This is a genomic window from Pseudomonas anatoliensis (genome assembly GCF_017976235.1).
Classification (GTDB): Bacteria; Pseudomonadota; Gammaproteobacteria; order Pseudomonadales; family Pseudomonadaceae; genus Aquipseudomonas; species Aquipseudomonas anatoliensis.
Genome location: NZ_JACVHC010000008.1, coordinates 47,217 through 63,144, shown reverse-complemented (window position 1 = coordinate 63,144; position 15,928 = coordinate 47,217). Strand labels below are relative to the sequence as shown.

Here is a 15,928-nt window from a genome sequence, read left to right as displayed (position 1 = left end):
TGCAGCAGCGTCGTCGATAATTGCCGGAATCGTTGCATTTTGCGGGTTTAGTGCGCAACCGTCACCCGTAAAGTGTAGATCCCCGGGATTTGTACCAACGCAACTGGCCCTATCGCTGGCAAGCCAGCTCCCACAGGTTGCGCGGTGTCTGCAAATTCTGTGGGATAGCTCAGAGTTTGTGTTGAAGCAACAACGGGTTGGAGGTGTTCACAAATCATGTGGGAGCTGGCTTGCCAGCGATGAGGCCCCGATTGCCAGCCGAGATACCCGGCGGTACTTGCATCTTCCCGCCCTCGCCCGCATAACTTAAGCCATGAATCTGCCCATCCCCACGGACGCGGCCCTGGCAGGCTTTCACCCCGCCGTCAGCGCCTGGTTCAGGAACACTTTTGCGACGGTCACCGCCGCTCAGGCCCGCGCATGGCCGTTGATCCGGCAGCGCCGCTCAACATTGATTGCCGCACCCACGGGTTCAGGGAAAACCCTCACCGCGTTCCTCGCCGTGCTCGACGACCTTGTCCACCGAGGCCTGGAAAACCCCGCCGGCCTGCCTGACGAAACCCTGGTGGTCTACGTCTCGCCGCTGAAGGCGCTGTCCAACGATATCCGCATCAACCTGCAAAATCCGCTCGCCGGGATTACCGAACAGTTACGACAGATGGGCTTGCCGCAGCTGGAAATCACCACCGCCGTGCGCACCGGCGACACCCCGCAAAAAGAACGCGCGGCCATGCGCAAGACCGCGCCGCACATTCTGGTGACCACCCCGGAATCGCTTTACGTGCTGCTGGGCTCAGAGTCGGGACGCAAAATGCTCGGCACCACGCGCACCGTGATCATCGACGAAATCCACGCCATGGCCGCCGGTAAACGCGGCAGTCACCTGGCCCTGAGCCTGGAACGCCTGCAAGCGCTGTGCGCTGAACCGCTGACCCGCATCGGCCTGTCCGCCACGCAGAAACCGGTGGAAGCCGTGGCGCAGTTTCTCGTCGGCCATGATCGAACCTGCGACATCATCGATATCGGCCATGCGCGCCCACGGGATCTGGGCATCGAGGTGCCGTCGGTGCCGTTGTCCGCCGTCATGGCCAACGACGTTTGGGAATTGGTTTACGACCGCCTCGCCGAACTGGCCCGCGAGCACCGCACCACGCTGATTTTCGTCAACACCCGCCGCCTCGCCGAGCGCCTTAGCCGCCACCTCAGCGAACGCTTGGGCAAACACGCAGTGGCCGCGCATCACGGCAGCCTCGCCAAGGAATTTCGCCTCGATGCCGAACAGCGGCTCAAGCGCGGTGAGCTACAAGTGCTGATTGCCACCGCATCGCTGGAGTTGGGGATTGATATCGGTGAAGTCGATCTGGTCTGCCAGATTGCCTCGCCCCGCTCCATCGCCGGGTTTCTGCAACGAGTGGGACGTTCCGGCCACCAGGTCGGCGGCACGCCTAAAGGGCGATTGTTCGCCACCACCCGTGACGATCTGATCGAGTGCGCCGCGCTGCTCGACTGCGTACGCCGTGGCGAACTCGACACGCTGCACATCCCCGAAGCACCGCTGGACGTGCTGGCCCAGCAGATCATCGCCGAAGTCAGTTGCCGGGAATGGTCAGAAGACGCGTTGCTGGCGATGTTTCGCCAGGCCTCGCCCTATCGAAATCTCGACCAAAACCACTATCAGGCCCTGCTGACAATGCTCGCCGAAGGCTATAACGGCCGTCAGGGCATTCGCAGCGCCTACCTGCACCGCGACGCAGTCAGCCGCACCTTGCGTGGCCGGCGTGGCGCACGACTGGCGGCGGTGACCAGCGGCGGGACCATTCCGGACAACGCCGATTACAGCGTGATGCTCGAACCGCAAGGCCTGAACATCGGCAGCGTCAACGAAGACTTCGCCGTGGAAAGCATTGCCGGTGATGTCTTTCAGCTCGGCAACACCTCCTATCGCATCCTGCGGGTGGAAACCGGCAAAGTCCGCGTCGAGGATGCGCAAGGACAGCCACCGAGCATTCCGTTCTGGCTTGGCGAAGCACCGGGGCGCAGCGACGAATTGTCGGCCGCCGTGGCGCGTCTGCAAGCGACGCTCGACGAGTTGCTCGGCGCCAGCCTCGGCAATCTGCAACCTGCGCTCGACTGGCTCACGCAGACCCTTGGCCTGAACGTCGCCAGCGCCGAACAACTGGTCGAATATCTGGCCCGTGCACGACAGACGCTCGGCGCCCTGCCTTCGCAAGACACGTTGCTGATGGAGCGGTTTTTCGACGAGTCAGGTGGCACGCAACTGATCATCCATTCGCCGTTCGGCAGCCGCATCAATCGCGCCTGGGGCCTGGCCCTGCGCAAGCGTTTCTGCCGCACCTTCAACTTCGAATTGCAAGCTGCGGCCAGTGAGGACGCAATCGTGCTGTCGCTGTCGACCAGCCACAGTTTCGAACTCGATGATGTCTGGCGTTACCTGCACAGCAACAGCGCCGAACACCTGCTGATTCAAGCGGTACTCGACGCACCGCTGTTCGGCGTGCGCTGGCGCTGGAATGCCGGGGTGGCGCTGGCGTTGCCGCGTTTTACTGGCGGTCGCAAAGTCGCGCCACAGTTGCAGCGCATGAAGAGTGAAGACCTGATCGCCAGCGTGTTTCCCGATCAGATCGCCTGCCTGGAAAACCTCGCAGGCGAACGGGAAATCCCCGCGCATCCGCTGGTGGAACAGACCCTCGACGATTGTCTGCACGAGGCGATGGACTGTGAAGGCTGGCTCACCCTGCTGCGGCGCATGGAGGCTGGCGAGGTGCGCTTGATCAGCCGCGATCTGCCGGCGCCGTCACCGCTGGCGGCGGAAATCCTGAGTGCCCGGCCGTATGCCTTTCTCGACGATGCACCGCTGGAGGAACGCCGCACTCAAGCGGTGATCAACCGTCGCTGGAGCGATCCGCAATCCACTGACGACCTCGGTGCGCTGGACGCCGACGCAATCAATGCTGTGCGCGAAGAAGCCTGGCCGACACCGGGCAACCTCGATGAAATGCATGAGGCGCTGATGAGCCTGGCGTGTATCAGCGATCTGGAAGTTGAGGCCAACCCACAGTGGCGCGAATGGCTGGATGCACTGACCAGCAGCGGTCGCGCCTGTTTCCTGAAGATCAACCCACAACGTTCGTTGTGGCTGGCGCGGGAACGACTGACGTGCCTGCTGGCGCTTTATCCACAGGCCACGCTGCAACCGCAGCAGCAAGCCCTGCCCGGTTTCGATGAAGCCTGGACTTTCGATGAAGCGCTGGTCGAGGTCATTCGTGCGCGGCTCGGTGCATTCGGCCCGCTGCCGTTAAGCGCCATCGCCGAACCTTTGGCGCTTGCCGGCGCGCAAGTCGCGCAGGCTCTCGCTCATCTTGAGCGCGAAGGTTATGTGCTGCGCGGCCAGTTCACGCCGGGCGTGGCAGTTGAAGAATGGTGCGAGCGGCATCTGCTGGCGCGCATCCACCGTTACACGGTCAAGCGCCTGCGCCGGGAAATCGAACCCGTGGCGTTGCAGGACTTCATGCGTTTCCTGTTCGACTGGCAGCATTTGTCGCCCAGCACTCAGGGCCAGGGCAACGCCGTACTGCCGGCAATTGTCGGCCAGTTCGAAGGTTATGCGGCCGCCGCATCGGCGTGGGACAGCGACATCCTGCCGACGCGCCTGAAGGACTATTCACCGAGCTGGCTGGATGACCTGTGTCGCAACGGCAAACTGGTGTGGACACGTCTCAGCGCCCGGCAGAAAGTCAGCGGTACGGCGTTGCGCAGCACACCGGTCGTGCTGCTGCCGCGCAGTCAGGTCGGTTTGTGGAGCGGGCTCGCCGAGCAGACGCCGGTTAGTGAACTGTCGGCAAAAACGCAGAAAGTGTTTGAAGCCTTGAGTCAGCACGGCGCGTTGTTTTTCGACGAGTTGATTCACGAAGCGCATCTGCTGCGCACCGAGCTGGAAATCGCCTTGCAGGAACTGGTCGGCGCCGGTCTGGTGAACGCCGACAGCTTCGCCGGCCTGCGTGCGTTGATCACCCCGGCGAGCAAGCGCCAGCAACGCAGCAGTCGGCGCGGGCGCGGAGCGTTTATCGGCGGCATGGATGACGCCGGGCGTTGGGCATTGTTGCGGCGCGGGCCGGTTGTGGATAACCCGAGCGTCCCCGCCGAAACACTCGAACACGTCGCCATGACCTTGCTACGGCGCTACGGCGTGGTGTTCTGGCGTTTGCTTGAACGTGAGGCCGACTGGTTGCCGAGTTGGCGCGAATTGCTGCGCACGTTTCATCGACTCGAGGCGCGCGGCGAGATCCGTGGCGGGCGCTTTGTCAGTGGCCTGGCGGGTGAGCAATTTGCTTTGCCAGAGGCGATTCCGCTGTTACGCGAAGTGCGACGGCGACCGCATGACGGCAGCTTGATTACGGTGTGCGGAGTTGACCCGCTGAATCTGGCCGGGACGTTGTTGCCGGGGGCGAAAGTGCCGGCATTGGCGAGTAATCGGCTGGTGTATCGGGATGGTTTGCCAGCGGGGGCCGTGATCGCCGGCAAGCAGCAGGTCTGGATTGAGCTTGATCAGGAACACATGATTGAGCTCCAGCGCGAGCTGATCCGGCATTGATGTCGCCGAGTCTGGCCTAATCGCGGGCAAGCCCGCTCCCACAGGTTTGCGGGTGATGCCTTGATAGCCGTCACACCATAAACCACTGTGGGAGCGGGCTTGCCCGCGATTAGGCGAGCAATCCCGGCGCAAAACTGCTGTCAGGTCCGAGAAGGCTGCGGCAACACCACCGGCGAATTCTCAGGCGCCGCCTCCTGCACGACCTCCCCTTGCCGTTGCGGCAACAAAACCTGCTGTGGATAAGTCTGCGCGAAATGCACCGACGGGGTGTTATCCACAAGCTTCTTCAAACGCTGATTGAACGCTCTGCTCACCGCATATTGCCCACCCGACACCGTGCGGAATTGCGCCGTGAGCACCACGCCGTTGAGATCCATCTTGTCCACGCCAAACACATCCAGCGGCCCTTGCAGGTTGTATTTGAGGAACGGGTCTTCGCGGATCGAATCGCCGGTCTCGCGAATCAGCTCGATGGCCTTTTCGACATCCGTGTCGTAGGTGAACTGCACCGAGAAGAACGCGAAGGCGAACTGCCGTGATTGATTGGTCACAGCCTTGATTTGCCCGAACGGTACCGAGTGCACAAAGCCCTTGCCGTCGCGCAGGCGCAACGTGCGGATGGTCAGCCCTTCAACCGTACCGGCATGCCCAGAGTCGAGCACCACCCAGTCGCCGATCGACAGCGTGTCTTCGATGATGATGAACAACCCGGTAATCACGTCCTGCACCAACTGCTGCGAGCCGAAACCGATAGCCAGACCGACTACCCCGGCACCGGCCAGCAACGGTGCAACGTTAATCCCCAGATTGGCCATGGTTGTGATCGCGCAAATCACCACGAGGATGATTTTGATCGCATTACGCAGCAGCGGCAGGATGGTTTTTACCCGGGTGCTGGGCTGGCGCGCCCCGCGCTTGCTGACCGGCGGTTTCAGCGCTTCCTGAATCGCCGTGTCGAGCACTACCCACAGCAGCCACGTCACCAGGAAGATCAGGCCAATGCTGCTCAAGGCATTGCTGATCGCCCGGCCGACCGTGCTGCTCTGCGCGAAATCGAGTAGCGACACGCCCCAGATCCGCCCGAGGATATCGATGAAGGCAATGGCGATGACGATCCGCAGCAAGGCATGCAAAAGGCTGAGGAAACGCTCTTTGTAAGCACTGCTACGCTTGATCGTCTCGGCCTTCCGCGACTTGAACAGGTGCTGCAGGACGGTGCTCAAAAACACCGTGCCGATCAGCAGCACCGTGGTGAACAACGCGCAGCGCAGGGCCTTTTGATTGTCCTCGCCGATGCCGATCAGATTGACCGCCGACACCAACACCATCAGCACAATCGGCCAATACCACAACCCGGAAAAAATCCTCAGCGACTCCTGCAATGACGGCTGTTTCAGACGCTGGCTCAGTGACCGATTGCGGATCAGATGCGCCACCGGGCGGCGCAGGCGAATCACCAATAAACCGAAGATGATCGAAGCCATCAACCCGGTGAACACCGCAACACTGCTGGTGATGTTGCCGCCCAGCTGCCGGGCGATTTGCGGACTGGTCAACGCATCACTCAGCGCGGCAAGAAAGCCGATCAGGAACAGCGGTCGCGGGCAGTAATCGCGGATGATTTTTGCCGCCGGGCGTTTGTGCCCGACATTGAACATCACCACCACGCACAACAGCATTGACGTGGAAAAGATGCCGCTGCTGGTCGCATACGCAAAACACAGCGCCAATGCTCGGCCGACAGATGCTTGCAGGAAATGGCTGACGTACAGCGTCAGCGGCAGGCATATCAGCGCCGGCAGTGTGTACGGCAACAAATAGCCGAGCAAATCCTGGCAGCGCTGGCGTGTGCGAAACCAGCGCCCTTCGCGCAGACGTTTTGCCAACAGGCTGCCGAGTACGGTCAACAGGGCGAATGTGCCGAGCCACACCCCGGACAACATCAGGAAGTCCCCGGCGACACTCCAGCCAGAGCGGTTCGAGGGGTGATTGACCAGCTTGTCGACCTCATTCGCGGCGCGGTCGGCGCGCAGGCGCCAGGCATCCACCAGATTTTCGTTGAGGTCGAGTTTGTCTTGTACGTCGTCGATGCTCGTACTGATGGCACCGAGCAACCCGCCCTGCACAATCGGTTCGGGCTTGGCCGGCTCTTCAGTGGCGGCCGGCAACCCCGGCAGTGTCGCGGCTTCGAGCTCGCTGGCACCGAGAAACAACAATGCTCCCAGCAGAATGGCGATCCTGAACTTGATCAAAACTCCGATCTCCCGTTGGCTGAACCTGTAAGGAACTGATCGGTGAAAGGAGGACAAGTTCGGTTTTGGCCTGAATAACTCACTGAGCCCAGTGCAATCCCCATCAATGCTTCTTTTGAAATCCACCTTTCCCCCGTGGCGAGGAGATTTATCCCCGATGGGCTGCGAAGCGGCCCCAAACCTGTATCGCCAATCCCCCTGTCAGACCGAGTTGCACGGTTTACGACTGCTGGCCGGCCGATCGGGGATAAATCCCCTCGCCACAAAAGCGCTCTACCGTCCGTAACACCGCCGAAACTTTCCCGAACCGCCAGCAGTCATCAACAGACAGAGGCAACACGAGGACTTTCGACGGGAGGGCGGCATGGCAACGATTCACATTGGTATTTCAGGCTGGCGCTACGCCCCGTGGCGCGGGGATTTCTACCCCGATGGACTGGCGCAGAAACGCGAATTGCAGTTCGCCTCGCGAGCGGTCAACAGCATCGAGATCAATGGATCGTTCTACGCCCTGCAACGGCCCGAACGCTATGCCCAGTGGTACGCCGAAACGCCCGACGACTTCGTCTTCAGTGTCAAGGCGCCGCGGTTCATCACCCACATCCGTCGCTTGCGCGAAATAGAAAAGCCTTTGGCGAATTTCTTCGCGTCAGGTGTGCTGGAGCTCAAGGAAAAACTGGGGCCGATTCTTTGGCAGTTCCCACCGAACTTCAAATTCGACGCCGAACGTTTCGAGCATTTTCTCGCACTATTACCCCGCGACACCGAAGCCGCTGCCGCCCTCGCCCGTCAGCACGACTCGCACCTGCATGGCCACGCCAGCATGAAAGCCTGGCGCAAAAAGCCGTTGCGCCATGCCGTGGAAATTCGTCATGAAAGCTTCGTCGATGTCGACTTCGTGCGCCTGTTGAAGCGCCACAACATCGCACTGGTAATTGCCGACACCGGCGGTAAATGGCCATATCGCGAAGACGTGACCAGTGACTTCGTCTACCTGCGTCTGCACGGTGCCGAAGAACTCTACGCCAGCGGTTACACCGCGCCGGCACGCAAGCGTTGGGCGGATCGGATCGACGCCTGGCATCACGGAAAACAACCGGCAGACGCCCATCTGATCGCCCCGCGCCTGAAACCCCGAGTACGCAAATCACGCGAAGTGTTCTGCTATTTCGACAACGACATCAAAGTCCGCGCGCCCTACGATGCGCGCGACTTGCTGCAGCGTTTCGACCTCGACCACGATTTGGCCACCACGCCCGGCGAACCGGCTGGCGAAGGAGTGCTGGCATGAGCATTTCAGAACCGGTCGGGTTCACCGACGAAGGTGCCGAGGTCGAGTCATCCGTGCGCAGCTTCACCGTGCTGACGGTCAACACCCACAAGGGCTTCACCGCACTCAACCGGCGTTTCATCCTGCCGGAGTTGCGTGAAGCAGTGCGCAGCGTCGCTGCCGACGTGGTGTTCCTGCAAGAAGTGCACGGCACTCACGAGCACCACCCCAAACGCTATTCCAATTGGCCGACGATGCCGCAATACGAATTCCTCGCCGACAGCCTCTGGCCGCAGTTCGCCTACGGACGCAACGCGGTGTACCCGGATGGCGATCACGGTAATGCCGTGCTGTCGAAATTCCAGATCATCCGCCACGACAATCTCGACGTTTCAATAAGCGGTCACGAAAATCGTGGCTTGCTGCATTGCGTGCTGCGCATGCCCGGCGACGGCAAAGAGGTGCATGCAATCTGCGTGCATCTGGGCCTGCGCGAGAGCCATCGCAATGAGCAACTGGGTTTGCTGATGCAACGCCTCGCCGAACTGCCGGACGACGCTCCGGTGATCGTTGCCGGCGACTTCAATGACTGGCGCCAGCGCGCTGATGCATTGCTCAAACCCTGCGGCCTGCGTGAAGTGTTCGCCGAGCATCACGGCAAACCGGCGCGCAGTTTTCCGGCGCGTTTGCCGACACTGCGTCTAGACCGCATCTATGTGCGCAACCTCAAGGCCAGCCAGCCAAAAGTGCTGGCGAACCGGCCTTGGTCACACCTTTCCGACCACGCACCGTTATCGGTGGAGATCGAACTATGAGCAGCGCACCGATGGAGAAATCCGCTGTGGAACCGATAAGCATCAACCCGCCTGTGCGCCAACCGGGGCAAGTCGATGTCGAGTACCACTGGCAGGGCGGCAACCGCGTGGAACTGCTGGAAAACGGCGAGGAATATTTCCCCCGGGTGTTTGCCGCGATGCGGGCGGCGAAGAGTGAAATCCTGCTGGAGACCTTCATCGTCTTTGAAGACAAGGTCGGCGCCGAACTCCAGGAGATCCTGATCGATGCCGCCCGCCGTGGCGTACGCACCACGGTCAGTCTCGACGGCTTCGGTTGCGGCGAATTAACCACCGCCTATCTCACGGCGCTCAGCGATGCCGGCGTGCATTTGCAGATCTTCGACCCGGCCCCCAAACACTTGGGCGTTCGCACCAATTGGTTCCGCCGTATGCACCGCAAGATCGTGGTGGTCGACGGCTTGGTCGCGTTCATCGGCGGGATCAATTTTTCCGGCGATCACCTGGCCGATTTCGGCCCTGAAGCCAAGCAGGATTACTCGGTGGAAGTTCAGGGCCCGGCGGTGGCCGACATCCATCATTTCGCCCTGCTGCAAAGCGGTCGCCCCGGCCGGGCGAGGTTCTGGTGGCAACGCCGCCGCCAGCGCCGTGCTGAAATGGCCTTCACCGAACACGACGGCCAGGTGCGCCTGGTGTTTCGCGATAACGACCAGCACAGCACCGATATCGAAGATGTGTATATGCAGGTGCTGCGCCGCGCCAAACATCGCGTGGTCATCGCCAATGCTTACTTTTTCCCCGGCTATCGCTTGCTGCGCGAGATGCGTAATGCGGCGCGGCGCGGGGTTGATGTCAGGCTGATTCTTCAGGGCCAGCCAGACATGCTGGTGGCCAAACTCGCGGCGCGAATGACCTATGACTATCTGCTCAAGGCCGGCGTGCAAATTCACGAATATTGCGAGCGCCCGCTGCACGGTAAAGTCGCGCTGGTAGACGAAGAATGGAGCACCGTCGGTTCGAGCAATCTCGACCCGCTGAGCCTGTCGCTGAACCTGGAAGCCAACGTGTTGATCCGCGACCGCGCGTTCAATCAAATGCTGTTTGAACGCCTCGAAGACCTCAGCCAAAACCACTGCAAAGCCATGGATGCTGCAAAGTCGCCGCGCGGACGCATCTGGCACATGACCGTGGGCTTTCTGGTATTCCACTTCCTGCGGCACTTTCCGGCCATGGCCGGCTGGTTGCCCGCGCACAAACCCCGGCTCAAGCCATTTCGAGGTGATCGCTCATGAGCCATTCCGACGCGCCATCCGCCAGCCATTCGGCCCCGGCAACCCACTCTCGCTGGAGCAAGTGGAAACGTCCGCTGACTATATTGTTCTTTCTCGCGCTGATCGTGCTTTTGACGATGTTCGCCACACGCATCGAATGGGCCGAGGTGCTGCAAACCCTCGCCGACTTCAAGGTGCGCACGCTGATCATCGCCGCCAGCATCACGCTGGTGAGCTTCCTTACGTACGCCAGTTTCGATTTGATCGGCCGCACTTACATACGCCAGGATCTGACCTGGAAACAGATTCTGCCGGTGGGCATCATCAGCTACGCGTTCAACCTCAACCTGAGCGCCTGGGTTGGCGGGATCGCCATGCGTTATCGCCTGTATTCACGGCTCGGCGTGAGCAAAAGCAACATCGCCAAGATTCTCGGCCTGAGCCTGGCGACCAATTGGTTCGGCTACATGACCATCGCCGGCGTGGTGTTCAGCAGCGGGTTGGTGAGCATGCCGCCGGGCTGGAAAATCAGCAGCACGGCGTTGCAGGGCATAGGAGTGCTGTTGCTGTTGATCAGCGCCGGATACCTCGCGGCGTGCCAGTTTTCCAAACGCCGCGAGTGGTCGATTCGCGGGGTGGAAATCAACTTGCCATCGCTGCGCATGGCCGTGCTGCAACTGCTGCTCGGCGCGTTGAACTGGTCACTGATGGCCGCCGTGATCTTCACGCTGCTGCCGAGCAAACTGGATTATCCGCTAGTGCTTGGCGTGCTGTTGATCAGTGCGATTGCCGGGGTCATCACGCACATTCCGGCGGGACTTGGGGTGCTGGAAGCCGTGTTCGTGGCGCTGCTGCAACACGAGGCCTCGCGAGGCAGTCTGGTGGCGGGGTTGCTGGCGTATCGAGCGATTTACTTCCTGTTGCCGCTGCTGATTACCCTGGTGATGTACCTGGTTGTGGAGGCGAAGGCCAAGTCATTGCGGATCGAGAAAGCACCCAGGCATTGAAAGCCAAATCAAAAGATCGCAGCCTTCGGCAGCTCCTACATCAGGAATACGTTTCCACTGTAGGAGCTGCCGGAGGCTGCGATCTTTTGATCTTCAAGACTGGATAATGCTCAACCGCTCGCCCACAACCATCTCGGTAATCCAGTCCACCAGAATCGACGTGTACGCCTGCTGGGACACCGGCTCACTCAGTGCATGATCCGCCCCGTCAATGATGCGGTGCGTCAGCGAATGCGTCTGCTGACAAGCGGCGCGATAACTCATGATCGTTGCGTGCGGCACGAAATCGTCGGTTTCCGATTCAACCAGCAACACATCACCGGTGAATTGCGAACACGCATGCAGCGCACGGTTGTTGTCAGCGCGTACCAGTGCGCCGCGATAATCGCGCAGGTCAGCCTTGTCCAGATCACGTTTTGGCGTGTGCCACTGCTCATCGCGGTACAGCGCCGGCACCCGTAGCGCCAACCAGCGCACCGGGCGCAATGAGGTAAGGATCGACGCAAGGTAGCCGCCGTAACTGGTGCCAACCACGGCGATGGCCGATGTGTCGAGCGCCGGGTGGGAGAGCAAGCGGTCGTAGGCCGCCAGCAGATCGCGCAGATTGTCTTCGCGGGTAACCCGACTCAGCGAAATTCCGCTGCCGCCAGTGTGGCCGCGCAAGTCGAAGGTCAGACAGACGCAGCCGAGGCCGGCGATCCCTTTCGCCCTTTCAAGATCACGCTCCTGGCTGCCGCCCCAACCATGGACAAACAACACCCCCGGCACCTTCGATTTGGGACTGAGAAACGTCCCGCTCATCTGTTCATCATCAATGTCGATTTGAATGCTTTCGCTTCTAGCCGTCATAAGATTTGACCGTTACGTATTTGAGGAGAAATTCGCTGTTCTCAGCCGGGCCGCGATACACCTCGATGGCGTCCGCCGGCAGCGGCTGATCGATATAGGTTTCCACTGAAGATACGCGGATTGCGCGCATTGCGGGGTCGTTGACGAAACTTTGCAGTGCCGCCACTTCAGCGCTGCTGGCGCCGCCCATGCGCCAGGACTGTTCGAGTACGCCGCTGCGGGTTTTGCCGTTGCTGTCCAGCCCTTGGGCGATGTCGTAGTTGCGGCGCGAGGCGTAAAAGCGCGGATAGGCCTCATCGGCGGCGCTGTCGAATACTTGCGCCTGCTCGATGGCCAAACGCACGTTATCGGGCAACTCCAGCGCCAGCAAATCCTCATAACCGCCCTGCACCACCAGTAGATTCGAGCCGCCGTAGACGTCTTCGCCATGAGCATCTTTGGTCAAGTATTGATCACCGCAGTAACTCAGCACTCTGTCACCGATGAAAGACTGGCCGACGCTGTGGGTGATGACCTCGCTCAGGTCCTGCTCCAGCACTACGCCTTCGCTGAACAGCTCGTGCGCTTCAGGTCGGGCGAGAATTTCGTCGAAGGCGTCGAGGCTTTTGATGACTTCCTGGCCGCGACCGGCGCAAGCGTGAATCGGCTTCAGACGGATCGGCCCGCTGTACAACAGATGCTCGGCAGCAGGCCGCGCATCTTCGAAGGCGAACACGCTGAGACCGTCGAGCACCACGCTGCGCACGCGTTCAGAAAACAGTGGCGACCAGCCTTGCGGCGCGTGGGCCAGATGACTGCGCAGGCCATGGCTGATGGCTTTGGTGCAGATGAAGTCGTATTCGACGTAGCCGCCCCACAAATCATCGGGGCCTTTTACCCCAACTGCCTGAGCGTTGGCGGCGCCGACAAGGGTTTGCGTCGGCAACAGATACAGATCACCGCCGCGATGTTTCGCGGGGTCATAAGTGCCGCCGAATTTGAACCCGAGAATCTGCGCCAGCCAGCGCGCCAGGGCCTTGTTGGTTTCCACCTCGTGCTGCGGCGCATCGGCGCGGACTGAGTGGGCAACCACGGTTTTTTTGCGGGGTTTCGGTGTCATGCATCCCCCTTCAGGCGGTCCGATGAATGTAGACAGGACAGGTGCAGAGATCAGGCCAACGGTAAACCTGTGAAAAGCGCTGGTGAATCAACTACTTGGCGAAACCGTAATGGCACCGCGCCTGTTTCAATCTGCACGACACCGCGCAAATCTCCTTCAATTTGCACGATCTCGAAAATTACACGGTCCCCTGTAGGAGTGAGCCTGCTCGCGATAGCTATCTTTCATTCAAAAATGCATCCGGCTGACCCACCGCTATCGCGAGCAGGCTCACTCCTACATTAGAGCGGTGTTGTTTTCACCTGTGGGCTTACACCAAACCGCCCCCGATACTCACTCGGCGCCAGCCCGGTGATCTTCTTGAAAATCGCGCGGAATGCCCCCGGGTCCTGATATCCCACCGTCCACGCAATATGATCGATCGTGCCATTGGTGAACTCGAGCATCTCCCGCGCCTTGCCCACCCGCAGGTGCTGGCAATACTCGGTCGGCTTCAACCCGGTCGCCGCTCGAAACCGACGCAGAAACGTGCGTTCCTCCAGCCCTGCCCGCTCGGCCATCGTGGTCAGCGAAACATCTGTCGCGCCGGTGCCTTGCAACCAGTGCTGTACCTTGAGAATCGCTGCATCGCCATGACTGAGAATCGACGCGAAATTACTCCCGCACTCGCTGGCGCTGTCGCTGTGCTCCATCACCAGAAACCGCGCCGTGGCGGTGGCGATACTCGGCCCGAGCAGACGATCGACTAGACGCAACCCCAGCTCCGACCACGCCATCAAACCGGCCGTGGTGATCAAGTCGCCGTCATCGACAATCGGTGTGTCAGCCTTGAGCTTGATCTTCGGATAACGCTCGGCGAATGCCTTGGCCGAGGTCCAGTGGGTCGTGGCGCTGCGGCCGTCGAGCAGACCGCTTTCGGCGAGCATCAACGAGCCCACACAAACCCCGCCAAGCGTTGCGCCACGGGCGTGTTGCTCACGCAGCCATGGTGCCAGACCAGCCGGCATGTGCGCCGCAGAGAATCCACCGATCGAGGGCGGTATCAACACCGCCAGCAAATGGCTTTCTGTGCCGGGAAGACTGTCGTAAACCCGTGCCGGTGGCCGATCGCTTTCGGCCTGCCAATGACTGACGCGCAACAGCGGCAATTGCGCAGCCTGATGCTCGCCAGCGATCCGGTTGGCCACCGCGAACAGATCAGTCAAACCATGCACCGCCGCCATCTGCGCGCCGGGATAAATCAGCACGCCCAATTCAGCCACGGCGGCCCTTTCTGCGCCCATTGTCAGTTTTCCCCTGTCTATTGTCGGTGCGGCCAATCCTCGAATCATCGGCCAGCGCCAATACTGCAGCCACTTCCAACCAATACCTCAAGGACACATCCATGGCCAAGCAAGCGCTCATCGTAGTCGATATCCAGAACGACAACTTCCCACAAGGCAAGTGGCCGCTGGTCGGTGCCGACGCCGCTGCCGACAACGCCGCCCAACTGATCGCAGCGTTCCGCGATGCGGGGGATTCGGTGATCCATATCCGCCACGAATTCACCTCACCCGAGGCACCGTTTTTCACGCCAGGTTCCGACGGCGCGAAGCTGCATCCAAAAGTACTCAACCGCGCCGACGAACCCGTTGTGCTCAAGCATTTCGTCAACTCGTTCCGCGAAACCGAACTGCAATCGATTCTGGATGAACAAGGCATCAAGGAGTTGGTGGTGGTCGGTAGCATGAGCCACATGTGCGTCGACGGCATCACCCGTGCGGCGGCGGATATGGGTTACAGCGTCACGGTGATCCACGACGCCTGCGCCAGCCGTGATCTGGAGTTCAACGGTCTCACCGTCCCGGCAGCGCACGTCCACGCCGCGTTTATGTCGGCGCTGGGTTTTGCGTACGCCAACGTGGTGTCCACTGACGAATTCCTCAACGCCAACCGCTAAAACCCTGCAGCGCGACATTTTGTAAACACAAGGGCCCGCCTCGCAGCGGGCCTTTTTTCGTCTGTCATGAAAATCTCACGCGTGAGTCATTGATGGCACTTTGAATTGGTTGTAGTGTGGCTCACGCGTGAGACATTCATAACCGAGTCAATGCCATGAAAAGCCGCTCCCCCGCCGTTGCATCAGAAAGCCCCAAGGGAGAGCGCTCGAAACCGTCCGCGAAAAAACCGTCGAGTTTCTATATGAAACAGATGCGCGCGGGCCTGGCTGCCGCCGGTTATGTGAAACACGAAACTTGGGTGCTTCCCGAAAACCGAAGCTTGCTCAAGCAGATGGAGCAACAGCTACGCCAACCGATTCTGGCTGGCTCAATCATGTCGGAGAATTACATGAGCGCAGGCAACAACTGGAACATCGATAGCCTCTTCAACGCCCTCAAGGCACTGGACGAGGTGGCTTCGCAAGAGATCACGCTGTCTCTGATCCAGAGCTCCGAACCCAGCATCAAGCTGGAAATGAACGATTTCGGCGGCCTGCCGATTCACATCGCCCTGGCCGGTCAGCAGATCATCGTCGACACCGTGCTGGTGGACATCGATTCGATCACTGACGTCCAAGCCTTCAACGACGCCGTGCTGCGCAGCCGGGAAATGTTCCCGCTGTCGTCGATCGGTATCGAGTCGATGCCTAACGGCCAGACCGTTTACAACATGTTTGGCGCCCTGAGCGCCGACTCGAGCCTGACCAACGTCGTTACCGAGGTGAAAACCCTGGTCGACAACGTGCAGCGCGCGAGCGAAGCCTTCGAACACTTCTTCAAGTAATCAACAGGGAA

11 protein-coding genes are annotated in these 15,928 nt (G+C 60.5%); 7 read left to right on the top strand and 4 right to left on the bottom strand.

All coding sequences use genetic code 11. The annotated features are described in order from the left end of the window. The first annotated feature begins 313 nt into the window (after positions 1-313). The gene (locus ICA16_RS24020) at positions 314-4,612 is read left to right on the top strand and encodes a DEAD/DEAH box helicase (RefSeq protein ID WP_210701789.1); all 4,299 of its coding nucleotides are present in this window, start codon (positions 314-316) and stop codon (positions 4,610-4,612) included. Positions 4,613-4,752: 140 nt separating this feature from the next. Here ICA16_RS24020 and ICA16_RS24015 read toward each other — a convergent pair whose 3' ends face one another. Further along, on the bottom strand, positions 4,753-6,864 hold the full coding sequence (locus ICA16_RS24015) for a mechanosensitive ion channel family protein (protein WP_210701788.1): 2,112 nt from the start codon (positions 6,862-6,864) through the stop codon (positions 4,753-4,755). 364 nt (positions 6,865-7,228) lie between these two features. On the opposite strand from ICA16_RS24015, the gene ICA16_RS24010 reads away from it, so the two are divergent. From ICA16_RS24010 to ICA16_RS23995, 4 genes are read left to right on the top strand one after another with little or no spacing between them, the layout of a single operon-like run. Continuing rightward, on the top strand, positions 7,229-8,155 hold the full coding sequence (locus tag ICA16_RS24010) for a DUF72 domain-containing protein (RefSeq protein WP_210701787.1): 927 nt from the start codon (positions 7,229-7,231) through the stop codon (positions 8,153-8,155). Then, positions 8,152-8,949 (top strand): endonuclease/exonuclease/phosphatase family protein, encoded by a 798-nt coding sequence (locus ICA16_RS24005; RefSeq protein WP_150595185.1) that lies wholly within the window; start codon positions 8,152-8,154, stop codon positions 8,947-8,949. Before ICA16_RS24010 ends, ICA16_RS24005 begins: the two co-directional genes overlap by 4 nt. Next, positions 8,946-10,220, top strand: a complete 1,275-nt coding sequence (gene clsB / locus ICA16_RS24000) for a cardiolipin synthase ClsB (protein WP_150602068.1) — start codon at positions 8,946-8,948, stop codon at positions 10,218-10,220. The genes ICA16_RS24005 and clsB overlap by 4 nt, the downstream gene beginning before the upstream one ends. Continuing rightward, positions 10,217-11,206, top strand: a complete 990-nt coding sequence (locus ICA16_RS23995) for a lysylphosphatidylglycerol synthase domain-containing protein (protein WP_150602067.1) — start codon at positions 10,217-10,219, stop codon at positions 11,204-11,206. The genes clsB and ICA16_RS23995 overlap by 4 nt, the downstream gene beginning before the upstream one ends. A gap of 93 nt (positions 11,207-11,299) precedes the next feature. Here the strand turns inward: ICA16_RS23995 and ICA16_RS23990 are convergent, their stop codons facing one another. The 3 genes from ICA16_RS23990 to ICA16_RS23980 form a co-directional block, all read right to left on the bottom strand. After that, complete coding sequence (locus tag ICA16_RS23990) at positions 11,300-12,055, bottom strand: alpha/beta hydrolase family protein (RefSeq protein ID WP_150602066.1); 756 nt, start codon at positions 12,053-12,055, stop codon at positions 11,300-11,302. Then, the gene (locus tag ICA16_RS23985; protein ID WP_210701786.1) at positions 12,045-13,154 is read right to left on the bottom strand and encodes a DUF3182 family protein; all 1,110 of its coding nucleotides are present in this window, start codon (positions 13,152-13,154) and stop codon (positions 12,045-12,047) included. Before ICA16_RS23985 ends, ICA16_RS23990 begins: the two co-directional genes overlap by 11 nt. A gap of 281 nt (positions 13,155-13,435) precedes the next feature. After that, a complete protein-coding gene (locus ICA16_RS23980) occupies positions 13,436-14,437 on the bottom strand; it encodes a GlxA family transcriptional regulator (RefSeq protein WP_210701785.1) in 1,002 nt (333 codons plus the stop codon). Positions 14,438-14,538: 101 nt separating this feature from the next. On the opposite strand from ICA16_RS23980, the gene ICA16_RS23975 reads away from it, so the two are divergent. Together ICA16_RS23975 and ICA16_RS23970 are read left to right on the top strand one after the other, a co-directional pair. After that, entirely contained in the window at positions 14,539-15,093 is a 555-nt protein-coding gene (locus ICA16_RS23975; protein WP_210701784.1) for a cysteine hydrolase family protein, read from the top strand. Positions 15,094-15,335: 242 nt separating this feature from the next. Then, entirely contained in the window at positions 15,336-15,917 is a 582-nt protein-coding gene (locus ICA16_RS23970) for a YjfI family protein (RefSeq protein WP_224450914.1), read from the top strand. The last annotated feature ends 11 nt before the right edge of the window (positions 15,918-15,928 follow it).